The organism is Devosia sp. 919, from assembly GCF_013185965.1.
GTDB lineage: Bacteria > Pseudomonadota > Alphaproteobacteria > Rhizobiales > Devosiaceae > Devosia.
This window is the reverse complement of sequence record NZ_JABAOL010000001.1, coordinates 3,210,187-3,229,875: the sequence shown is the minus strand read 5'-3', so window position 1 is coordinate 3,229,875 and position 19,689 is coordinate 3,210,187. Positions and strand designations below refer to the sequence as shown.

The window sequence follows — 19,689 nt, the reverse complement described above, 5'->3', positions numbered from 1 at the left end:
CAATTGTTGCCACAACTCAAGCGGGGGAGGGGTCAGGCGATGATGTCGGGCAGGAGAATATTTTCGAGTTGGACGATGCGATCCTTGAGCGCGAGCTTGCGCTTCTTGAGCCGCTGAATCAGCATTCGGTCGGCAAAAGCCGAGCCGGTTAGGGTGTGGATGGCAGCGTCCAGATCGGCGTGTTCCTGGCGTTTCGTGGCCAGTTCAAGCCCGAGGCCGGCTTCCTGTTCCTTGGTCAGCGGCAGCATCGAACGGCGGTTCCCCCAGGGCACGCAACATTGTTCCCCATTACCCGATCCGGCGGCGTTTTGCACACGGATTTGATCGGCGGACCTATTGTCATCGACAAGTCACATTTTATCTGGAACCTTAGCGTCGTCCAGTCAGGCGTAAGGAGTTGTCATGACGACTGAAGGCCACATCGCGGCGTTGGAGCGCCGTCATCAGGAGTTGGATCGTCAGATCCAGGCGGAGCTGCAGAACAAGCCGCTCGATGATCTCACGGTGAGCGCGTTGAAGCGAAAGAAGCTCGAAATCAAGGACGAACTCTACAAATTCAATAGCGGCATGCAGTAAGCTCTGCGCTCCAACACAGTTGGACCGGGAAGGCCATGGCGGGAGCTGTGGCCTTTTTTGTTGCGGTCAGAGACCGAGGAACACCGCCCGCACGCCATCCCAGATCAGCTTGAGCGCCAGGAAGAACACGAGCCCATAGGCGATCTGGTAGAAGAGGGTGACGGAGATGCGCCGCACCAGCCAGATGCCGATCAGCACGCCGGCAACGCCCACCGGGATCAGCGCGGCGGACAGGGTGAGATTCTGGACGGAGAGCTGGCCCAGGAAGAAATAGGGGATCAGCTTGGCCGAGTTCACGGCGCCAAAGAAGATGGCATTGGTGCCCGAATAAATTGGCGGCGGCAGGCGCTGGGGCAGAACATAGATCTGGAAGGGTGGGCCGCCCGTGTGGGACACAAAGCTGGTAAATCCGGCAAAGCCGCCCCAGAACCCGCCCCATGGCGTGGAGGGTGGTAGCCCCTCGAGCTTTTTGCGCAGCGGCAAAACAGCGTCGAGCACAAAAAGCAGGGTGATGATGCCGACAAAGAGCAGCACCATGGCGTCGGAAACCACCGACCAAAGCGCCCAGCCGATCAGCGTGCCGACCGCCGCGCCGGGCAGCATGATCTTGAGAATGTGCCAGCTGAACTGCTGGCGATAGGCGTAGATGGCGATGGCGTCCATGGCCAGCAGCACTGGCAGCATCATGCCGGCGGCATCGCGGGCCGGCATGATGAGGGTGAGGAGGGGGACGCCGACAACGCCCAGGCCGCCCAGCAGGCCGGCTTTGGACAGGCCAACGATCAGAACCGCCAGGCCGGCCACTGAAACAAAGTAGAGGTCGACCATGGAGCGGAGCTGTTCGGGGCTAGAGGATTAGTTGTCGCTGTTGCTCTTGAGGGACTTGAGCTTGGAGAACACCGAGTCGGCATCGAACTCGGTGTGCTGGTCAGAAGAGCGACGCGTGCTTTCCTCGTCATTGTAGCCTTCGGCATCGGAATGACCGCGCGCACCGGAACGCGCGAGCGCTTCCTCGGCCGTCATCAGCATGGTGCCTTCCTCGGCAACTTCGGAGCCCACAACGCCCTTGGACGCGCGGCCAACTTCGAGATCGAGATCGATCTGGCTGCACAGGCCCAGCGTCACCGGATCCATCGGGGTCAGGTTGGCCGAGTTCCAGTGGGTGGATTCACGCACCGAATCGATCGTGGACTTGGTGGTGCCGACCAGACGCATGATCTGCGCGTCCTTGAGTTCGGGGTGGTTGCGCACCAGCCACTTGATGGCATTGGGGCGCTCATTGCGACGCGAAATGGGGGTATAGCGCGGGCCCTTGCGCTTGGCAGCGGCAACACGGACCTTGGGATCAGACAGCTTGAGGCGATAATTGGGATCAGCCTCGGCCTTTTCGATCTCCTCGCGGGTCAGCTGGCCATTCTGAATGGGGTTCACGCCCATGATGCCGCCGGCGACGTCGCCATCGGCGATGCCCTGCACTTCGAGCGGATGAAGCGTGCAGAAAGCTGCGATCTGCTCGAAGGACAACGCCGTGTTGTCGACGAGCCAGACAGCTGTTGCCTTGGGCATCAACAAGGGTTGGGTCATCGTCAAATCACTCCTGGTGGCGCGGCCGGTATTCCTCCGGGCCGCTCCGCCTCTTTGCTTCATGCTGAGGGGGAATGACCACAATATATGGCGTCAGGGCCTGATCCGCAATGGCTATAACGGCGGTTCCCCAGCACCAAAGGCCGTGAGAAGCACGATCTTGCCGGCATGGGCGCGCTGTTCCATGGCCTGATGCGCCTCGGCCGCCTCCTCAAGCGGAAAGGTGGTCAGCGCCGGACGGACGAAGCCGGGACGCTCAAGCGCGGGCAGCAGATCGGCGCGGATCCGGGCGGCAATGGCCGCCTTGGTGGCCGCGCTTTGCGGGCGCAGGGTGGAGCCGGAGATCGTCAGTTGCTTGGCCATGAGCGTGCCCAAGGAAATCTTGGCGCTGCTGCCGGCAAGGGTCGCGATCTGGACGATATGGCCACCACGAGCGCTGGCGGCAATGCTGACGGCTGCCATGGCGCCGCCCAGGAGATCAACCACCCGATCAACCCCGCGCCCCTCAGTAAGCGCCAAAGCGCGCTCGGCGATATCGTCGCGCATGCGGTCAATGGTGGCCACGGCCCCCAATTTTTCGGCATAGGCCGCCTTTTCCGGCGAGGACACGACACCGATGGGGCGAGCGCCAAGAATGGCGGAGATGGCGACGGCGGCGCCGCCAATGCCACCGGCAGCGCCATGCACCAGAACGCTCATGCCCGCTTCGAGCCCCGAACGCATGACGAGGGTCTGGGTGACGGTGAACCAGGTTTCGGGCAGGGCTGCCGCCTCGGGTAGGCTCCAACCATTTGGAACGGGCAAGACCTGGCCGGCGGGGACCGCGACATATTGGGCGTAACCGCCGCCATTGGTCAGGGCCATGACGCGGTCACCGACCTGCCAGCCCGACACATCGGCGCCAAGGACCGCGATTTCCCCGGCCACTTCGAGGCCGAGCAGGGGCGATGCGCTGGGGGGCGGATCATAAACCCCACGGCGCTGAGCGAGGTCGGGCCCGTTGACCCCCGCCGCAGCAACCCGGATCAGCACGTCGCCGTTGCCACAGGCAGGCAGTGGCATTTGGATGGGCGCAAGCATTTCGGGGCCGCCCGGCTCGGCGATAGAGATGGCGGTCATGGTAGCGGGAATGGTCATGGGGCCATGCTGGCCCATGTGGCCTTGCCCGGCAAGGGGGAGCGGTTAAGCTGCCCCCGCGACAGGAAAGGACGGCAAGATGGAAGACGAGGTAAGCGGCAAGCCCAAGAGCCACGAGATCGGCAGCGTGCTGGACGCCCTTTCGGTGACCGAGCTCGAGGGGCGCATCGTTTTGCTGGAGGCTGAAATCGAGCGGCTAAGGGCGGCCATCGCCGCACGCGGGGCAACCCGCAAGGCAGCGGAGGCGGCCTTCAAGCTCTAAGAACCTGCAAAGGAGCAGGGTTAAAAAATCTTGCGCCATTAACGGGCAATTAATCCGGACGAGTTAGGGTGTTGTTATCCAGATGGTTTTTGGATCAGAGATTTCTTCCTCTGTTTGACCCCTCCCTGTAAACTTCGAGAGCCGCCCTTCGCGGCTCTTTTTCTTTTTGATGGCCACCATTTGGCCCATTAAGGCTGCTTTCATGCTCCCGCAGCGGCAAGCGTGACGGGCAGGGTGTTTCGTCCTATCATGACGCAGTGCGAGAGCGAGGAACGAGATGGCTGAGGCTGGCGAATCCGGGCAGGCAATATCGATTGGTCCGCGCATTGTGGCTTCGGGCGGTTTCGACCTGCTGTATCGCGAAGGCATGGCGCTGATCGAAGAGGTCGCGGGCTATCTCGACGGGCACGGGCGGGCGGAAAGCCAGTTGCTGGGGCGCGAGGCCTCGTTCTTATACGCCACCGAATCCATGCGGCTGACGACCCGGCTGATGCAGCTGGCATCATGGCTCTTGCTGCAGCGCGCCGTCAACGAAGGCGAGATCAGCAAGGAAAATGCCCGCTCCGAAAAGGAGAAGGTCAAGTTTTCGGCGACGCCGTCGCAGCGCGGAGGGCCCGGCTATGAGCTGCTGCCCGAAGCCTTGCGGCTTTATATCGACAAGGGCGACCGGCTGTTTGACCGGGTGATGCAGTTTGACCAGATGGAGCGCGGGCGGATGCCGCAGCTCGATGGCAGCGTGGCCAATGACATTGCCGACCAGTTGTCGCGCCTAAAGGCAGCGTTCGGGCGGCCCTGACGCTCAGGCACGCGGCGCCCAGACGATCACGGCCGCGCCCAGCAGGCAGATTGCGGCGCCCAGCAGGTCCCAGCGATCGGGCCGGATTTGTTCCACCGAAGCCATGAAGACCAGCGACGCGGCGATATAGATCCCACCATAGATGGCAAAGGCGCGGCCAGCGCTGTCGGTGCCGGCAAGGGCCAGGAGCCAGGCAAAGCTGGCGAGTGCCAGAAGGGCGGGGAGCCAGAGCCAGGCATGCCCATGGCGCCAGGCCTGCCACACCAGATAGCAGCCGCCGATCTCGAACAAAGCGGCCAGGGCAAAGAGCGAAAGGCGCATGGTGGTGTTCCGCTGCCGGGCGCAGAAACGAAAAGCCCGGCGCAAAGGCCGGGCAAATCACTTGAAAAGGGGAGTGGCTTAGATGCCGAAACCCTTGAAGCGCTCCTTGAAGCGCGAAACACGGCCGCCGCGGTCGAGCAGCTGGCCCGTGCCGCCGGTCCAGGCCGGGTGGGTGTTGGGATCGATGTCGAGCTGCAGCGTGTCGCCTTCCTTGCCGTAGGTCGAACGGGTCTGGTAGGTGGTGCCGTCGGTCATTACCACGTTGATGGTGTGGTAGTCGGGGTGGATTTCGGACTTCATCGCGGTGCCTCAAATCAAACGGGCGCCGTGGCGCCCGGAGAGCATTGAACTGGTGTTGGCGGCTTCATAGCCAAAGCCGGGGCAATCCGCAAGGGCAGGGGCGGGGCTTTTTGTCCAAGCACAAAGCCGTTGCGAGCGGGTGGTCCAGTGCATATGTAAGGCCCGCCGCGCCACCGTCGGAGGCGCCGCCAAAAGAAGTGGCTGAAGCCGAGCGATGACAGATCAAGCCGTTCCGGCAAAAGCGCCAACCCAGGCCACGCCTTCCGTGCTCAAGCCAAAGCAACTGAACCCCTTGCGGCAATTGCTGCCTTTTGTGCTGCGCTATCCAACCCGGCTGGCGCTGACCGTGCTGTTCCTGCTGATTTCGGCGATTTCCTCGCTGGCGATTCCGGCGGCGCTGGGCGGGGCGATCGATGAGGGGTTTCTGGAGCAGAACCTTGCCAATGTGGGGCGTTATAGCTGGCTGATCATCGGGATCGCCGCAGTCATGGCGATCGCGAGCGGGGCGCGGTTTTACTTCATTTCCGTGTTGGGCGAGCGGGTGCTGGCCGATCTGCGGCAGGCTTCGTTCCGGCATTTGCTCAGCCTTGATGCCCGCTATTTCGATACCCACCGGGTTGGTGAGCTGACCAGCCGCCTCAATGGCGATGTGGCGACGATCCGGGGCGCGATCGGCTCGAGCTTTTCGCTGGCCCTGCGTTCAATCGTGACCATTGTGGGCGCGGTGGCGATGATGCTGCTGACCAGCCCGATGCTGACGCTGGGCGTGGTGGTGGCGGCGCCAGCAATCCTGCTCCCGGTAATCGCTTACTCACGGCGCTTGCGGCGCATGTCGCGCTCGACGCAGGACCGGTTGGCCGATCTTTCGGCGATGGCGACCGAGATGCTGGGCGCGACGCGAACGGTCAAATCCTTCACCCAGGAAGGGGTGCAGGCGCGGGCCTATGATGCGCGTAGCGAGGAAAGCTTTGCCGCTGAAGTTGCGCGCCTGACGGCGCGCTCGGTGCTGGTGGGCATGGTGATCTTTCTGGGCACCTCGGCCATCGTGTTCCTGGTCTGGTGGGGTGCCCGCTCGGTGTTCGAGGGTACGGTCACGGCCGGGCAGTTGGCGCAGTTCCTGGTTTATGCGCTGATGGCATCGGGGGCTTTGACCAATGTTTCGGAAGTGCTGGGCACGCTGCAAACGGTTGCCGGTGCAACCGAGCGGTTAACCGAAATTCTCTCCACCAAATCGGAGGTCCGCGAGAAGGCCAATCCGACCAAGTTGCCGCAGCCGCCGCTCGGGACGGTGGAGTTCCGCAATGTGGCGTTTTCCTATGACCCCGAGGGTGGCGAGCCCGTGCTGCATGACCTTAGCTTCAAGGTCGACGCGGGCGAAACGGTGGCCCTGGTTGGCTCGTCCGGTTCGGGCAAGTCGACAATCCTGTCGCTGTTGCAGCGGTTTTATGATGTGACGGGCGGCGCCGTCCTCGTGGACGGCATCGATGTGCGCGACGTCTCCGTTTATGATCTGCGCCAGCATTTTGCCTATGTGGAGCAGGAGCCCACCATCTTTGCCGGCACCGTGGCGGACAATATCCGCTTCGGTAAACCAGAAGCCAGCATGGCGGAAGTCGAGGCCGCGGCGCGGGCAGCGTTGGTGCACGATTTCGTGCTCGATCTGCCGCTTGGCTATAATGCGGTGGTTGGCGAACGGGGTGTGATGCTTTCAGGCGGGCAGAAGCAGCGGCTCGCCATTGCCCGGGCGATCCTCAAGAATGCGCCCATCCTGCTGCTCGACGAGGCCACGAGCGCGCTCGACGCACAAAGCGAGCAATTGGTGCAGCAGGCGCTGGAATACCTGATGCGCGGGCGTACCACCCTTGTGATTGCCCACCGACTGGCGACGATCCGCGATGCCGACACGATCCTCGTGCTCGATAGCGGACGCATCATCGATCAGGGCACTCATGACGAGCTGGTCCTCAAGGGCGGCCGTTATGCCGAGCTGGCCAAGCTGCAGTTCCGCGTGGACTAAGGTGCGACGGGCCGTGCCCCTTGGCGCAGCTTTATGCGCCTTTTGATTGCATTTGACCCATCCGTTGCACCCGGTGTTTGCTGGTTCCTATCTAGTATGGCGGTTCCACGTCGAGAAGATTGATCCTATGGCGTCACAGAATGATCGCCGTGCCGTGCCGCGCACGGAAACCAGGCTGGCTGTCACCATTGTTCATGGTGGCGGAGTGGCCCGCGAGGACGGCGACGTCCACAATATCTCGACTATGGGCGCCAAGATCGCCGTCCAGGCGGCCCAAGCCTTACCTGAAATCTTCTACCTGCTGATGCCGGGGCACCGCCTTGAGGTGTGCAAGGTGGTTTGGCGCAACGACAGCGAAATGGGCGTGGCGTTCCAAGCCTATGGGTGAGGGGCGTTGGGCGCGACAGGCTGCGCCTTTGCGCTGGAGCGACAAACCTTTGGTTTGCGCTGGGTTAGCCTTCGGTGAGCTTGAACTCGATGCGGCGGTTACGGCGATAGGCTTCTTCTGTGTCGCCGGGATCGAGCGGGGTGAATTCGCCAAAGCCGGCGGCAACGAGCCGGTTGGGCGAGACGCCGCGAGTCACGAGATACTTGGCCACAGAAATGGCGCGCGACGCCGAGAGCTCCCAGTTGGAGGGGAATTGCAGGTTCGAGATCGGGCGCCGGTCGGTGTGCCCATCGATGCGCAGCACCCAGTTGATGTCGGGCGGGATTTCCGTTTCGAGCTGCAGGATGGCATCGGCAAGGGCGTCCAGGTCGGGCGTGCCTTCGGCTTGGACATTGGCCTGGCCGGGATCAAACAGCACTTCAGACTGGAACACGAAGCGGTCGCCGACCACGCGCACATCGGCGCGACCTTCAAGAATTTCACGCAGGCGGCCAAAGAAATCGGATCGGTAGCGCGCCAGGTCCTGAACGCGCTGCGCCAGCGCAACGTTAAGGCGCCGGCCAAGATCGGCGATCTGGGTGCGCGATTCGGTGTCACGGGTTTCCGACGCCTCGAGCGCGGTTTCGAGCGCGCCGATCTGGGTGCGCAGGGCCGCGAGTTGCTGGTTCAGCAAGGCAACCTGGGCGTTGGCTTCGTCGGATAGCTCCTGCGCCTCGCTCAATTCGGTCTGCAGCCCGGCTATGGTCTGGTCGCGCCCGGCAATCCCGCTGCCGATGCCGGCCAGCTGGCCGGAAAGCTGCTGGTTTTCGGCCTCGGCACCCGAAAGAGTGGCGGTGAGATTGGCGATCTGGGCGTCAAGATCCTCGGAGTTGGCGCGTTCCAACTGCAGCAGATCGGTGAGTTCGGCGATCTGGCTGTTGAGGCGGGCAAGCGCCGTGTCGCGGCCCTGCAGTTCGGTGCCCAGGAAGAACTGGGTCAGCATGAACAGGGACAGCATGAAAATGATGACGAGCAACAGGCTCGACAGGGCGTCCACAAAGCCGGGCCAGTAATTGGCTTCCTGCCGGCGGCGCGAGCGGGCTCCCGGCATTGGCTAGTTCCGCCGTTCGGTGTCGCCCTGCGACAGGACGGCTTCGATCAGTTCGCGCAGCTTCTTGTTGGTTTCGCCCTGCTCGTTGATGTGGCGGCGCAGATCGTCCTGTTCGGTGCGGATATGCTTGACGAGGCTGTCGATGCCGCGGGCGAGTTCGGCCATGGCGCGAATGGCGTTCTGCGAGGAGTTCTGGCTTTGCATGGAGGTGCCAAGCCGATCGATCATGGCCTGGACCTCGGCGCCGCCGACCCCCGCATTGGCCTGCATAGCCGTGACGGGATGATCAAGCTCGGTCATCGAGGTCATCCAGTCCTCGAGATCGGTATAAAAGGCATTCTGCGCCTGGCTGGTCTGCAGATCCAGGAATCCCAGGACGAGCGAGCCGGCAAGGCCAAAGAGGGACGAGGAAAACGCCGTACCCATGCCCGATAGTGGGGCCGACAGGCCTTCCTTGAGATTGCCGAACAGGGACGCGCTGTCGCCTGAGGTGACATCAAGCGCATTGATGACGCCCGCCACCGAGGTCACCGTTTCCAGCAAACCATAGAAGGTACCCATCAGGCCCAGAAAGACGAGGAGGCCCGTAAGGTAGCGCGAGGTATCCTTGGCTTCATCGAGCCGGTTGCCCACTGAATCCAGGATGGAGCGCATGGAGGAGGGCGTGATGATCGCCTCGCCGATGCGCTCGCGCAGAATGCCGGCAACAGGGGCCAGCAGGATGGGCGGCCGCACCGTCGTGACCGTGCCGTCCTGCAGCGAGTTGACCCATTTCACTTCGGGGAACAGCCGGATTACCTGCCGGAAGGACAAGAAGATGCCGACTGCCAGGGCGAAAAAGATCATCGAGTTGATGAACGGGTTGGCCCAGAAAAATGCGACGATGGTGGAATAAAGAATGGCGCCGACCAGCGCCACGATCACCAGGAAGATGAGGATCTTGACCAGGTAAACGGTGGGACTGGAAAGATGGTAGGGATCGTATCCTTGCGTCATCTCGGTTTCCGTCGCCTCACCCGTGCACGCCACAAATCATCTGCTGTGGACAGTAAAGAGCGCCAAGGGGTGTGACAACCCTGCGAGTGCTGCAATGGGGGCGGTGTAGCAGGTTTGCCGGGCTTTTCTGCGCGCGGAGGACCCAGCTGGGCGGCTTGGCTCAGGCCGTAGTGTCGGCGGGGCCCTGCAGGCCCGGCGGCGGGGTGGCTGTTTCGGCGTCCGGATCGCGGCCGTGGAAGCGGTCGAGCGTGCGCATGACGGGCGTGACGGTCAGGCCATGCAAGATGATCGAGAGCAAGACCACGAGGGAGACAATGGCCCAGAGCTGCTCGCCGCCAGCAAACTGGCCGTGATTGAGCCCATAGGCCATGTAATAGATCGAGCCGACGCCACGAATGCCGAAGAAGGCGATGGTGAGCTTTTCGCCACCGGTGGCCTTGTAGCCGATGAGCCCAATAAGACCGGTGAGCGGTCGCACGACAAACAGGATGACGACAGCGGCACCGATCTCGATCCAGCCGATGCGCGAGAGCAGGCCGCCCATGATGGCGCCGCCAAAGCAAAGCAGCAGCACCATCATGGAAATGCGCTCGATCTGCTCGGTGATGTCGTGCATGTCGCGCTGGAAATCGTGATTGCGGTGGGCGTTACGCAGGGTCAGGGCGGTGACGAAGACGGCGAAAAAGCCGTAGCAATGGATGAGCTCGGACACGCCATAGGACACAAAGGTCGCGGCAATGGCAATGAGGCCATCGCCCGTCTTGGCCAGCGGTTCGCCAGGGACCTTGAAGGTCAGCCAGCCAAAGATGTGGCCAACGAGCCAGCCGCAGCCAAGGCCCGCGACGATTTCCCACAGCACGTTGTAGGTCAGCCAGTTGACGAGCCAGGGCTCGCCGGTGGCGGTGGCGATGCTAAGCGCAATGGCCAGATGCACGAATGGAAAGGCAAAGCCATCGTTGAGCCCGGCCTCGGAGGTGAGCGCGAAGCGCACGGTGTCCTCGCCGCCCTCGTGGGGCGGCCCAACCTGCACATCGGCGGCCAGCACCGGGTCGGTAGGCGCAAGCGCGGCCGCGAGCAGCAGTGCCGGGATCCAGTGCAGGCCCAGCAGGCCGGTTCCGACTCCAACAATGGCGAGGATGCCGAGAGGCATGGTGATCAGCAGCAGGCGCCAGGTGATGGCCCAGTCGCGGAAGCGAAAGACGCGGTCGATCTTGAGGCCGGCTCCCATCAGCGCGATGATCACGACGAACTCGGTAAGCCGCTCGGTGATATAGGGGTGGGCGATGGGTGAGGTATCGATGGGCAGCCGCAGCAAGCCGACAAGCGCGGCGCCAATCGCCAGGCACACGACCGGCAGCGACAAGGGCATCCGGCGGAGCGCCAGCGGCAGCCAGGCCACAAGGGCGATCAGGAGCCCAGCGCCAGTCATGGCGACGATGTAAAGGTCGGGGGCCCAGTCATTCATGGTTGATCGCTCCCGTCCTGGCGTGGCGTCAACGCATGATAGTGCCCTTGAGTCGCAAGGCTGGCGGGGCTTTGCGCAAATATACCGGTTGCGCAGGGGCGCAACCTTGGAGCCGCCAAGAGGGTTGTGTGCCTTGTTCACCTCACTGCCGCGGATTTTGCGCAGCACGTCGACGGAATTGGGGGGAATATGTAAGAAGATCGGCGCAATGGCTGCAGCCGACAGCAAATCCCCGGTGGAACACAACACCAATGGCCGACCCTCGTATTCTGACTGGCACCGCTGGACTTGATATCGTTCTGCGGGGTGGGCTGACGCCTGGGCGGCTGTATCTACTGGAAGGGGCGCCGGGTTCGGGCAAGACCACGATGGGCCTGCAGTTCCTGTTCGAGGGCGTGCGCCAGAACGAGAAATGCCTTTACATCACCTTGTCCGAAACCAGCGAGGAAATCGCAGCGGTGGCGGATTCACACGGTTGGACGCTGGACAAGATCGACCTGTTCGAGCTGTCCTCGGCCGCCGATGTGCTGGGCGGCGGGCGCGAGCAAACGCTGATCCATCCCTGGGAAGTGGAACTGACGGCGACAGTCGAGCTGCTGATCAAGCGGGTCGAGGAAGTGTCGCCCAAGCGCGTGGTGTTCGACAGCCTGTCGGAGTTGCGGCTGCTGAGCCAGGACTCGCTGCGCTACCGCCGGCAGGTGCTGGCGCTGAAACAGTATTTTGCGGGAAAGAACATCACCGTGATCCTGGTCGATGACCTTACCGGCGAGAATGGCGTGCGCGACGCGCATCTGCATTCGTTGGCGCATGGGGTGATTACGCTTGAGCGCAATACGCTCGAGTTTGGCGCGGCGCGGCGGCGGATCGAAGTGCAAAAGATGCGCGGCATCGACTTCATCGGCGGCTTTCACGATGTCACCATCCAGCGCGGGGGCATGAAAGTGTATCCGCGCCTCATCGCCTCCCATCACCATAGTGAATTTCCCGGTACGGCGGTGCCAAGCGGGGTGCCTGAGCTCGACGCCTTGCTGGGCGGGGGGCCGTTGCGCGGCACTTGTACGCTGCTGACCGGCCCCGCGGGGGCGGGCAAATCCACCGTCTCGATCCAGTACGCGATGGCGGCCTGCGCGCGGGGCGAGGCGGTCACCATGTACCAGTTCGACGAGCGGATCGGCACGCTGATGGCGCGGGCCAGGAGCATGGGGCTCGATCCGGGCAAATATATCCAAAGTGGTCTGCTCAAGATCGAGCAGGTCGAGCCGGCCGAAATTGCCCCGGGTGAGTTTGCCTGGCGCGTGCGCCAGGAAGTGGAGCAGCGCCAGGTTAGGGTGCTGATCATCGACAGCATGAACGGTTATCTGGTGTCCATGCCCGAGGAAAAGCAGCTGTTGCTGCAGCTGCATGAGTTGCTGGCTTATCTCAGCCAACAGGGCGTGCTGACGCTGCTGGTCAACCCGCAATCGGGGATCATGGGGACGATGAGCACCAGCCAGCTCAACATCTCCTATATCGCTGATGTGGTGCTGTTGTTCCGGTTCTTTGAAGCCGAAGGGCGGTTGCGCAAGGCCGTATCGGTGATCAAGAACCGTGGGGGCTATCACGAGGACTCCATTCGTGAATTGGCGGTGGATTCCCATGGCGTGCGGATTGGGGAACGCCTGACGGACTTCAAGGGCGTCATGACGGGCACGCCCGAATATATCGGCGCCGAAGGCCGGCTGATCGAGAGCCGCACCGATGCACAACCGGAGTGAGGTGGTCCACGTCCTGGCCCCGCTCGGACGTGATGCCCAAAGCGTGTGCTCGATCCTTGCGACCCGCAAGTTCGAGACCAATGTGGTTCATTCGCTCAACGAGCTGGCCGAGGCGCTGGGCGACGATACGGGCGCCGTGGTGCTGACCGAAGATGCCATGGTCGGGCGCGACTGGTCGGTGTTGGTCAAGGCGTTGGAAGATCAGCCGAGTTGGTCGTCCTATCCGTTCATCTTCATCATCGGGCGGCGCAATGCCGAGTTGTCGCCCAATGCGGCGCATGCCCTGCTGCCGCCCGAGCTGAGCAATGTCATGATGCTGGAAAAGCCGATGGGCTCGGCGACGCTGCTGAGCGCGGTGGCCTGGGCACTGGGTGGGCGGCGTCGACAGTTCCAGACGCGCGATCATCTGCGCGAACTCGAACAGAGTGCAGCGCGGCAGCGGCTGATGACGCGCGAGCTGGCGCACCGGGTCAAGAACACCATCGCGGTGCTGCAATCGATCGTGTCCCAGACCATGCGGCCATTCCCTGAAATGGGGCCGGTCAAGGACCGGCTGGTGGAACGCTTCGCCGCGCTGGCGCGGGCGCACGATCTGTTGCTGACCACCGACTTTCATAGCGCGATGTTCCGCCAGCTCGTTGTGGCGTCGGTCAGCGTGCATGACGGGGACGGCACGCATTTCACCCTGGACGGACCCGACTTCGAGATCTCGCCGCAGGCGGCGCTGTCGTTTGCCTTGGTGTTCCATGAATTGGCGACCAATGCTGTCAAATATGGCGCGCTCTCGTCGGGGACGGGGCATGTGAAGGTGAGTTGGGAGATCACGCCCGACGAGGATCTGATGCTGAAATGGCGCGAACAGGGCGGCCCGCCCGTGGCTGAGCCGGCGGTCAAGGGGTTTGGCTCGCGCCTGATCCGCACGACGCTGGCGGGCCTGGGGCAGGTGACCGTCGCGTACCTGCCCGACGGGCTGGATGTTCGGTTTGTCGGCCCCATGGCGGGGCTGACCTATTCGGTGGTGCCGGATTTCGTCGCCGAGGCGCTCTAGATTGGAGCGCCTTACCGGATAGCCTGCAACTGCTTGAGCAGAGCGGGCTGGAGCGCTTCGTTGCCTGCCACGATCTGGCCGTTGGCAACCGAGCCGGTGCTGCCGGCATAATCGGAAACAAAGCCGCCAGCTTCCTTGACCATCAGCAGGCCAGGCGCAACGTCCCACGGTGCCAGACCGGCTTCCCACAGCGCATCGAAGCGCCCTGAAGCCAGCCAAGCCATATCCACCGAGATGGAGCCCGACCGGCGAAGCCCGGCGATGGCGGGGTTGATGGCGGCCACCTGGCGCAGCTGCAGCGCATCATTGGCCGTGCCCTGGGTCTTGATGCCGGTGGACACCACCGCATCGGCCAGATGGCGGCGTGAGGCCACGCGCAGGCGCCGACGATCGTTGAGCCAGGCGCCGCCGCCCTTTTCGGCGGTGTAGAGTTCGTCCATCACGGGATTGAAGATCACCGAGGCAACGATCTCGCCGCCCCGCTCAAGCGCGATGGCACAGGCAAAGAGGGGGATGGAATGGAGGAAATTGGTGGTGCCATCGAGCGGATCGACGATCCAGCGGTGCTGGCCGTCGGTGCCGGCCACTTCGCCGCCTTCTTCCATCAGGAACGCATAGGTCGGGCGGGCCTTGCGCAGTTCATCAAAGACGATCTGTTCGGCGCGCAGATCGGCCTTGGACACGAAATCGGCGGGACCCTTGCGGGAAACCTGCAGCGACTCGACTTCGCCAAAATCCTTGGTGAGCGACTTGCCGGCCTTGATGGCGGCCGAAACCATGACATTGAGGAGAGCTGAACGAGACATGGATCAATCCGCCCGGCGCATATAGGTGGCCTCGGTGGTATCCACCACGATGCGTTCGCCCACCGCAATAAAGGGCGGCACCATGACGCGCAGGCCATTGGACACGATAGCAGGCTTGAACTGGTTGGACGCGGTCTGGCCCTTTTGCACCGGATCGGCCTCGGTGACTTCGAGCACCACATTGGCGGGGAAGCGGATGCCCAAGGGGGTGTCTTCGTGCATTTCGAGCGTGATTTTCATGCCGTCCTGTAGGAAGGCTGCGCGCTCCCCGACGAATTCGCGGGGCAGCTCAACCTGCTCGAAACTGTCCTGATCCATGAAAACAAGGTTGTCACCCTGCTCATAGAGATAGGTGAAATCGCGAAATTCCAGTTCGACCTGTTCGACGGTTTCAGCGGAGCGGAAACGCTCGTTGAGCTTGGTGCCGCCAAGGATGGCCTTGAGCTCTACCTGGGCATAGGCGCCGCCCTTGCCAGGCTTGACGTGGTCTACCTTGACGGCGACCCAGAGGCGGTCCTGGTGGTTGATGACGAAACCGGGGCGGACTTCGTTGCCATTGATCTTGGCCATAAACAGATGCTTTCGGTGCGCAATTGTCGGCTTGGGCCGAGCGCAGGTTATGCGATTGGCCAAAGAACGGGAGGGTCGGGCGTGGGCAGCTTTTTGCCTTAGAACGGGACGCGGTTCAAGGGCTTTGCGGAGGAGGGGCAGCCTGCTCGGTAACCGGGGCGGCTCCGGGCATCGGCGAAGCGGGGGCCGCCGCGGCCGGGGCCTGGCCTTCGTCGAGAGGGCCTGGCAAGGAGGGCGGGTCGGCTGGTGGCGGCGTTTCGGGCGCCGGCTCGGCACCGGCAGGCTCAGCAGGAGCTGGGGCAGCTGGGGGGGTGGACGGCCAGAAGCGGGCGCGCTCCTCGGCGCGAGCAAGCCCTTCGGGTGAAAGCGAGACCAGGAGACGATCAAGGGAGGGATCGCTCAAGCCCTGGCGTCGGGCGAGGGCGCGGTACATGGCCGCGTCCTCAAGGTTAAGCTCAATGCCCTCGCCAACGGCCAGGAGCTTGGCAAAGCGGTTCTGCGCTACCGGATTGCCCGCTTCAGCGGCAGTACGATACCAGCGCGCGGCTTCCTCGACGTTCTTTTCCACGCCCTGGCCAAGATAAAGCAGGGTGGCGTAGTCGATCTGGGCGGGGACAAGGCCTTGTTCGGCCGCAAGGGCGATATAGCGGGCACCCTCGACTGGATTGGGTGGGCTGCCCGCTCCTTCGATCAACATGGAGCCGTAGTCATACCGGGCTTCAGGCAATTCGGCGTCGGCGGCTTCCTTCATCAGGGTTGCGGCTGTGACAAGGCTGGGGGTGGCGTAGATGCCTTCCACATGCAGCAGCGCCATGTTGTATTTGGCGGGAATATAGCCGCCCTCAGCCGCCTTGGCGAAGAGCTCGGCGGCACGCTTGCGGTCGCGCTCGACGCCAACGCCGTCCTGATAAAGCAGTGCGAGTTCGAAGGTCGCGAGGATGTCGCCATTGTTGGAGGCAAGCCGGTACCAGCCAGCCGCACGCTCCTCGTTCTGGGCGACGCCCAAGCCCTTGGCGAAGATCTCGGCAATCAAGGTTTGAGCCGCGGCATCGCCTTTTTCGGCGCGCGGCAGCGCGTATTCGAGGGCGGTGAGGAAGTAGCCGCGCTGAAAGGCGCCAAAGGCTTCGTCCACCGGCAGGCGGGGACCGGCGTTTGCGTCGGGCGCGGTTTCGGTTTCCGGGGGCGCGGCATCTGGCGCGGAAGGCGCTTGGGTGCTGTCGCCGGGTGGCATATCGGGGGTCGCGGCCGGCTCATCGGCTGGTGGGGCGTCCGGCACAGGCGCGGGCTCGCCAGGCAATGGCGCTTCGGTCGGGGCTGTGGGTTGGCTGGTCGCCGGAGCTTCGCTCGAAGGCGGCGCGGGGCGTGGCCTGGGTTGGGGCGGCAGTTCCTGCGCGCCGGCCGAAAGGGGCAGGAGCGCTATGGCGAGTAGCAGGAGGCCCCTGATCATGCGGTCACCCCCAAGCTTTGAGCAAATTGCGCCAGTGCCTGAGCCGGAGAGGGGGCGGACCAGATGCTGTTGCCGAGAGCCAGGAACTCGGCGCCGCGGGCATCGGCATGGCCTTCGCTCGCAGCGGGATCGTGCAGCACAGCAGGGATTTCGAAGGTTTCGGCCCACCATTGCGCCAGATCGGGTGCAGCAGCGTCGGGCTCACCATCGAGGGCACCGAACCAGAGGTAATCCACATCGAGTTCGCCCCGGACCATGGCATCATGCCGGGTGGATACCGGGCCGGCACCCACGATCATGGCGGGCTTGAGGGCCTTGAGAGCGGCGCGAACATCGTCCTCGTCGCCGGTGATGTGCACGCCATCGGCACCGAGGCGCTTGGCCAGGGCCCAGTCATCTTCGAGCAGCACGGCGCAGCCGGCGCCTTGGCCAATATTGATGAAGTTCTTGGCCAGCGTGGCATAATCGGCGTCGTTGCGTTGGCCGCGACGCACAAGCAGCGCCGCGACGGGCGCCGCGCTCAGCACACCCATCAGTGCGGCTGGAGCCAATTCGGGCGTGGCAGCGGCGGGCGTGAGAAGCAAAAGCTGAGGAGCCATGGGATTCCGGAACGAGGGGACGCACCGGGTTGTGGCGCGCCATTGGGGCGACAAAAGGGTCGCTCTCCCATAAGGGCAAACGCGCCTCATGCGCAATGGCGGCAAGCAAAGGCCGGCGGCAGCGGTCGAAAGCGCTGTCGCCGGCCGAAAAGGAGGATGAGGCGCCTAGGCGGCGATGCGGTCCTGTTCGTGGGTCCACTGGCCCAGTGCGGCCAGCGAGTTCATGCGGGCGCGATGGGTAAAGGCGGCTTGAGCCTGGGGGAAATTCTCGCGGCGACCGGCCCAGGTGCGCAGGGCAACGTTTTGCAGCGCGCGGCCATAAGAGAAGGTCAGCGGCCAGGGCAGGCCCCCGATCTTGTTCATCGCAGAAAGGTGGGAGGTGGCTTCCTCGTCGGTTTGGCCGCCCGAAAGGAAGGCGATGCCGGGAACCGCGGCTGGCACATGCTCGCGCAGCACTTCCACGGTGCGGCGGGCAACATCATCCACGGTCGGCCGATCGCGCGAATTGACGCCCGGGAGCACCATATTTGGCTTGAGCAGCATGCCGCCAAGGTCAACGCCAGCGAGGCGCAGTTCCTTGAAGACGTTCTCGAGCACATCGCCGGTGACCTGAGCGTTGCGCTCCAGCGAATGGTTGCCGGGCTCGCCATCGCCGACGACTTCGGGCTCGACCACCGGCACGATACCGGCTTCCTGGCAGAGAATGGCGTAGCGCGCCAGGGCATGGGCATTGGCGCGGATATTGTTGCGGGTGGGGGCAATGTCATTGATGGTGATGACGGCACGCCACTTGGCAAAGCCGGCCCCGAGACGGGCATATTGCTCAAGGCGCTGGCGCAGGCCATCGAGACCTTCAGTGATTTTTTCGCCGGTGTCGCCGGGCATGGGGAAGGCGCCGCGATCGACCTTGATGCCGGGGATCACATCGGCATCGGCCATGATGGCACGGAACGAGGTGCCGTCAGCGGCGTGCTGTTCGAGGGTTTCCTCGGTCAGGATCACGCCCGAGATATAGTTGCGCATGGCTTCTTCGGAGCGGAAGAGCATTTCGCGGTAATCACGGCGCAGATCGAGCGAGTTGGGCAGGTTGATCTTGGCAAAGCGCTTGGCGATGGTGGGCTCGGACTCGTCGGCGGCAAGGATGCCTTTCCCCGGCTCCATCAATTTTTGCGCGACGGCATTGAGCGACATTGGCATGGCAGTCCCCTCAGTTTCTTTGAGGAGGAAGTTAGACTTCTGCCTTAGAAAGTCGATTAGACGAATGGTTATGCAACCAAGGTGGAGGGGTCCGAGTTGATAGACCCCTCCTGAGGTTCAGCGGGTGAGTGCCTGGACACCGGGCAGGGGCTTGCCTTCCATCCATTCAAGGAAAGCGCCGCCGGCGGTCGAAACATAGGTGAAGCTGTCCTTGACGCCGGCATGGGCGAGGGCCGCAACGGTGTCGCCGCCGCCAGCAACCGAAACGAGGCCATTGCCGCGGGTGCGCTCGGCGGCGTGCTGGGCCACGGCAACGGTGCCCGCATCAAAGGGCGTCATCTCGAAAGCCCCAAGGGGGCCGTTCCACACCAGGGTCTTTGCGGCATTGATGGCAGCGTTGATCTGTTCGACCGAGCGGGGGCCGACATCGAGGATCATGGCATCGGCCGGGACCGCGTCGGCGGCGACGGTCTGGTTGGCGGCATTGGCCTTGAACTCGGTGGCGACGACGCCATCGACCGGCAGGATGATGGTGCAGCCGGCGGATTGGGCGGCATCGAGGATGCGGCGGGCGGTGTCGGCGAGGTCCTTTTCGCAGAGCGATTTGCCGACGTCGTGGCCTTGGGCAAAAAGGAAGGTGTTGGCCATGCCGCCGCCGATCACCAGGGTATCGACGCGCGTGACGAGGTTTTCGAGGAGGTCGATCTTGGAGGAGACCTTGGCGCCGCCGACCAGGGCAATAACCGGCTTTTTGGGGTTGCCGAGGCCTGCTTCCAGGGCTTCGAGCTCGGCCTGCATGGCAAGGCCAGCCGCGGCGGGCAGCAGGTGGGCGATGGCTTCGGTGGAGGCATGGGCGCGGTGAGCGGCCGAGAAGGCGTCGTTGACATAGAGGTCACCGAGGCTGGCCATGCGGGCGGCAAGTTCGGGATCGTTCTTTTCTTCGCCGGGGTGGAAGCGGGTGTTTTCGAGCACATAAACGGCGCCATCGGGGCCGGTATCGATGCCGCGCTGGGCGTTGGAGACGTCGTTCCAATCGGTGAGGATGAAGCCAACGGGTACGCCCACGGCTTCCACAATGGCGGGGACGACCTGTTCGAGCGAATAGTCGTGGTTCACCACGCCCTTGGGGCGGCCGAAGTGGGACAGCAGGATGGCCTTGCCACCGGCCTCGGTGATGCGGCGAATGGTGGGTACCAGGCGCTCGATGCGGGTGGCATCGGTGACCTTGCCGTCAGCAACGGGCACGTTGAGGTCGGCGCGAACCAGGACGCGCTTGCCGGCGAGATCAAAGTCATCAAGGGTCTTGAAGGAGGCGGTCATGCTGGCTCCGGATCTG

22 protein-coding genes are annotated in these 19,689 nt (G+C 63.5%); 7 read left to right on the top strand and 15 right to left on the bottom strand.

The annotated features are described in order from the left end of the window. Positions 1-32 precede the first annotated feature (32 nt). Positions 33-248, bottom strand: a complete 216-nt coding sequence (locus HRQ64_RS15665) for a DUF465 domain-containing protein (RefSeq protein WP_127753990.1) — start codon at positions 246-248, stop codon at positions 33-35. A gap of 154 nt (positions 249-402) precedes the next feature. Between HRQ64_RS15665 and HRQ64_RS15660 the strand changes: the two genes are divergently transcribed. Further along, positions 403-576: a YdcH family protein gene (locus tag HRQ64_RS15660; protein ID WP_127753989.1), complete on the top strand. Its 174-nt coding sequence runs from the start codon at positions 403-405 to the stop codon at positions 574-576. 66 nt (positions 577-642) lie between these two features. Here HRQ64_RS15660 and HRQ64_RS15655 read toward each other — a convergent pair whose 3' ends face one another. From HRQ64_RS15655 to HRQ64_RS15645, 3 genes are all read right to left on the bottom strand, one after another. After that, complete coding sequence (locus tag HRQ64_RS15655) at positions 643-1,404, bottom strand: sulfite exporter TauE/SafE family protein (RefSeq protein WP_172124156.1); 762 nt, start codon at positions 1,402-1,404, stop codon at positions 643-645. Positions 1,405-1,431: 27 nt separating this feature from the next. Then, positions 1,432-2,160 (bottom strand): cell cycle transcriptional regulator TrcR, encoded by a 729-nt coding sequence (locus HRQ64_RS15650; protein WP_172124154.1) that lies wholly within the window; start codon positions 2,158-2,160, stop codon positions 1,432-1,434. A 114-nt stretch (positions 2,161-2,274) separates the two neighbouring features. Further along, entirely contained in the window at positions 2,275-3,297 is a 1,023-nt protein-coding gene (locus HRQ64_RS15645; RefSeq protein ID WP_172124152.1) for an NAD(P)H-quinone oxidoreductase, read from the bottom strand. Positions 3,298-3,376: 79 nt separating this feature from the next. On the opposite strand from HRQ64_RS15645, the gene HRQ64_RS15640 reads away from it, so the two are divergent. Both HRQ64_RS15640 and HRQ64_RS15635 read left to right on the top strand, forming a co-directional pair. After that, positions 3,377-3,559, top strand: coding sequence for a DUF1192 domain-containing protein (locus HRQ64_RS15640; RefSeq protein WP_127753985.1), 183 nt, complete (start codon positions 3,377-3,379; stop codon positions 3,557-3,559). Positions 3,560-3,836: 277 nt separating this feature from the next. Beyond that, complete coding sequence (locus HRQ64_RS15635; protein WP_127753984.1) at positions 3,837-4,355, top strand: DUF1465 family protein; 519 nt, start codon at positions 3,837-3,839, stop codon at positions 4,353-4,355. Between the two features lie 3 nt (positions 4,356-4,358). Here the strand turns inward: HRQ64_RS15635 and HRQ64_RS15630 are convergent, their stop codons facing one another. Continuing rightward, positions 4,359-4,676, bottom strand: coding sequence for a YnfA family protein (locus tag HRQ64_RS15630; RefSeq protein WP_172124150.1), 318 nt, complete (start codon positions 4,674-4,676; stop codon positions 4,359-4,361). Positions 4,677-4,754: 78 nt separating this feature from the next. Continuing rightward, the gene (rpmE, locus tag HRQ64_RS15625; RefSeq protein ID WP_127753982.1) at positions 4,755-4,976 is read right to left on the bottom strand and encodes a 50S ribosomal protein L31; all 222 of its coding nucleotides are present in this window, start codon (positions 4,974-4,976) and stop codon (positions 4,755-4,757) included. A gap of 214 nt (positions 4,977-5,190) precedes the next feature. Between rpmE and HRQ64_RS15620 the strand changes: the two genes are divergently transcribed. Both HRQ64_RS15620 and HRQ64_RS15615 read left to right on the top strand, forming a co-directional pair. Beyond that, positions 5,191-6,993, top strand: a complete 1,803-nt coding sequence (locus HRQ64_RS15620) for an ABC transporter transmembrane domain-containing protein (protein WP_172124148.1) — start codon at positions 5,191-5,193, stop codon at positions 6,991-6,993. Positions 6,994-7,120: 127 nt separating this feature from the next. After that, on the top strand, positions 7,121-7,381 hold the full coding sequence (locus tag HRQ64_RS15615; RefSeq protein ID WP_172124147.1) for a PilZ domain-containing protein: 261 nt from the start codon (positions 7,121-7,123) through the stop codon (positions 7,379-7,381). A 64-nt stretch (positions 7,382-7,445) separates the two neighbouring features. Here HRQ64_RS15615 and HRQ64_RS15610 read toward each other — a convergent pair whose 3' ends face one another. From HRQ64_RS15610 to HRQ64_RS15600, 3 genes are all read right to left on the bottom strand, one after another. Next, a complete protein-coding gene (locus tag HRQ64_RS15610) occupies positions 7,446-8,471 on the bottom strand; it encodes a peptidoglycan -binding protein (RefSeq protein ID WP_127753979.1) in 1,026 nt (341 codons plus the stop codon). Positions 8,472-8,474: 3 nt separating this feature from the next. Beyond that, the gene (locus HRQ64_RS15605) at positions 8,475-9,467 is read right to left on the bottom strand and encodes a flagellar motor protein MotA (RefSeq protein WP_127753978.1); all 993 of its coding nucleotides are present in this window, start codon (positions 9,465-9,467) and stop codon (positions 8,475-8,477) included. A gap of 160 nt (positions 9,468-9,627) precedes the next feature. Next, complete coding sequence (locus tag HRQ64_RS15600; RefSeq protein ID WP_172124145.1) at positions 9,628-10,932, bottom strand: cation:proton antiporter; 1,305 nt, start codon at positions 10,930-10,932, stop codon at positions 9,628-9,630. A gap of 251 nt (positions 10,933-11,183) precedes the next feature. On the opposite strand from HRQ64_RS15600, the gene HRQ64_RS15595 reads away from it, so the two are divergent. After that, positions 11,184-12,686, top strand: a complete 1,503-nt coding sequence (locus tag HRQ64_RS15595; protein WP_172124143.1) for an ATPase domain-containing protein — start codon at positions 11,184-11,186, stop codon at positions 12,684-12,686. Beyond that, positions 12,670-13,734 (top strand): sensor histidine kinase, encoded by a 1,065-nt coding sequence (locus HRQ64_RS15590; RefSeq protein WP_172124141.1) that lies wholly within the window; start codon positions 12,670-12,672, stop codon positions 13,732-13,734. Before HRQ64_RS15595 ends, HRQ64_RS15590 begins: the two co-directional genes overlap by 17 nt. 11 nt (positions 13,735-13,745) lie before the next feature. Here the strand turns inward: HRQ64_RS15590 and HRQ64_RS15585 are convergent, their stop codons facing one another. The 6 genes from HRQ64_RS15585 to HRQ64_RS15560 all read right to left on the bottom strand — a co-directional run bounded on the left by HRQ64_RS15585 (position 13,746) and on the right by HRQ64_RS15560 (position 19,673). Beyond that, positions 13,746-14,540: an inositol monophosphatase family protein gene (locus HRQ64_RS15585; RefSeq protein ID WP_127753974.1), complete on the bottom strand. Its 795-nt coding sequence runs from the start codon at positions 14,538-14,540 to the stop codon at positions 13,746-13,748. Between the two features lie 3 nt (positions 14,541-14,543). Then, on the bottom strand, positions 14,544-15,110 hold the full coding sequence (gene efp, locus HRQ64_RS15580; protein WP_127753973.1) for an elongation factor P: 567 nt from the start codon (positions 15,108-15,110) through the stop codon (positions 14,544-14,546). A gap of 115 nt (positions 15,111-15,225) precedes the next feature. Beyond that, entirely contained in the window at positions 15,226-16,557 is a 1,332-nt protein-coding gene (locus HRQ64_RS15575; RefSeq protein ID WP_172124139.1) for a tetratricopeptide repeat protein, read from the bottom strand. After that, on the bottom strand, positions 16,554-17,156 hold the full coding sequence (locus tag HRQ64_RS15570; RefSeq protein WP_172124137.1) for a thiamine phosphate synthase: 603 nt from the start codon (positions 17,154-17,156) through the stop codon (positions 16,554-16,556). The genes HRQ64_RS15575 and HRQ64_RS15570 overlap by 4 nt, the downstream gene beginning before the upstream one ends. A 165-nt stretch (positions 17,157-17,321) precedes the next feature. Next, on the bottom strand, positions 17,322-18,347 hold the full coding sequence (locus HRQ64_RS15565) for a class I fructose-bisphosphate aldolase (RefSeq protein ID WP_127755286.1): 1,026 nt from the start codon (positions 18,345-18,347) through the stop codon (positions 17,322-17,324). A 123-nt stretch (positions 18,348-18,470) separates the two neighbouring features. Beyond that, positions 18,471-19,673, bottom strand: a complete 1,203-nt coding sequence (locus tag HRQ64_RS15560; RefSeq protein WP_172124135.1) for a phosphoglycerate kinase — start codon at positions 19,671-19,673, stop codon at positions 18,471-18,473. Between the last annotated feature and the right edge of the window lie 16 nt (positions 19,674-19,689).

Excerpts from the sequence above, each read along its gene's own strand:
- HRQ64_RS15575 (WP_172124139.1), bottom strand. The coding sequence starts at position 16,557 with ATGATCAGGGGCCTCCTGCTACTCGCCATAGCGCTCCTGCCCCTTTCG.
- HRQ64_RS15660 (WP_127753989.1), top strand. The coding sequence starts at position 403 with ATGACGACTGAAGGCCACATCGCGGCGTTGGAGCGCCGTCATCAGGAG.
- HRQ64_RS15570 (WP_172124137.1), bottom strand. The coding sequence starts at position 17,156 with ATGGCTCCTCAGCTTTTGCTTCTCACGCCCGCCGCTGCCACGCCCGAA.
- HRQ64_RS15650 (WP_172124154.1), bottom strand. The coding sequence starts at position 2,160 with ATGACCCAACCCTTGTTGATGCCCAAGGCAACAGCTGTCTGGCTCGTC.
- HRQ64_RS15600 (WP_172124145.1), bottom strand. The coding sequence starts at position 10,932 with ATGAATGACTGGGCCCCCGACCTTTACATCGTCGCCATGACTGGCGCT.
- HRQ64_RS15655 (WP_172124156.1), bottom strand. The coding sequence starts at position 1,404 with ATGGTCGACCTCTACTTTGTTTCAGTGGCCGGCCTGGCGGTTCTGATC.
- HRQ64_RS15615 (WP_172124147.1), top strand. The coding sequence starts at position 7,121 with ATGGCGTCACAGAATGATCGCCGTGCCGTGCCGCGCACGGAAACCAGG.
- HRQ64_RS15620 (WP_172124148.1), top strand. The coding sequence starts at position 5,191 with ATGACAGATCAAGCCGTTCCGGCAAAAGCGCCAACCCAGGCCACGCCT.
- HRQ64_RS15630 (WP_172124150.1), bottom strand. The coding sequence starts at position 4,676 with ATGCGCCTTTCGCTCTTTGCCCTGGCCGCTTTGTTCGAGATCGGCGGC.
- HRQ64_RS15640 (WP_127753985.1), top strand. The coding sequence starts at position 3,377 with ATGGAAGACGAGGTAAGCGGCAAGCCCAAGAGCCACGAGATCGGCAGC.
- HRQ64_RS15590 (WP_172124141.1), top strand. The coding sequence starts at position 12,670 with ATGCACAACCGGAGTGAGGTGGTCCACGTCCTGGCCCCGCTCGGACGT.
- HRQ64_RS15635 (WP_127753984.1), top strand. The coding sequence starts at position 3,837 with ATGGCTGAGGCTGGCGAATCCGGGCAGGCAATATCGATTGGTCCGCGC.
- HRQ64_RS15595 (WP_172124143.1), top strand. The coding sequence starts at position 11,184 with ATGGCCGACCCTCGTATTCTGACTGGCACCGCTGGACTTGATATCGTT.
- HRQ64_RS15565 (WP_127755286.1), bottom strand. The coding sequence starts at position 18,347 with ATGTCGCTCAATGCCGTCGCGCAAAAATTGATGGAGCCGGGGAAAGGC.
- HRQ64_RS15585 (WP_127753974.1), bottom strand. The coding sequence starts at position 14,540 with ATGTCTCGTTCAGCTCTCCTCAATGTCATGGTTTCGGCCGCCATCAAG.
- HRQ64_RS15645 (WP_172124152.1), bottom strand. The coding sequence starts at position 3,297 with ATGACCATTCCCGCTACCATGACCGCCATCTCTATCGCCGAGCCGGGC.
- HRQ64_RS15665 (WP_127753990.1), bottom strand. The coding sequence starts at position 248 with ATGCTGCCGCTGACCAAGGAACAGGAAGCCGGCCTCGGGCTTGAACTG.
- HRQ64_RS15610 (WP_127753979.1), bottom strand. The coding sequence starts at position 8,471 with ATGCCGGGAGCCCGCTCGCGCCGCCGGCAGGAAGCCAATTACTGGCCC.
- HRQ64_RS15560 (WP_172124135.1), bottom strand. The coding sequence starts at position 19,673 with ATGACCGCCTCCTTCAAGACCCTTGATGACTTTGATCTCGCCGGCAAG.
- efp (WP_127753973.1), bottom strand. The coding sequence starts at position 15,110 with ATGGCCAAGATCAATGGCAACGAAGTCCGCCCCGGTTTCGTCATCAAC.
- HRQ64_RS15605 (WP_127753978.1), bottom strand. The coding sequence starts at position 9,467 with ATGACGCAAGGATACGATCCCTACCATCTTTCCAGTCCCACCGTTTAC.
- rpmE (WP_127753982.1), bottom strand. The coding sequence starts at position 4,976 with ATGAAGTCCGAAATCCACCCCGACTACCACACCATCAACGTGGTAATG.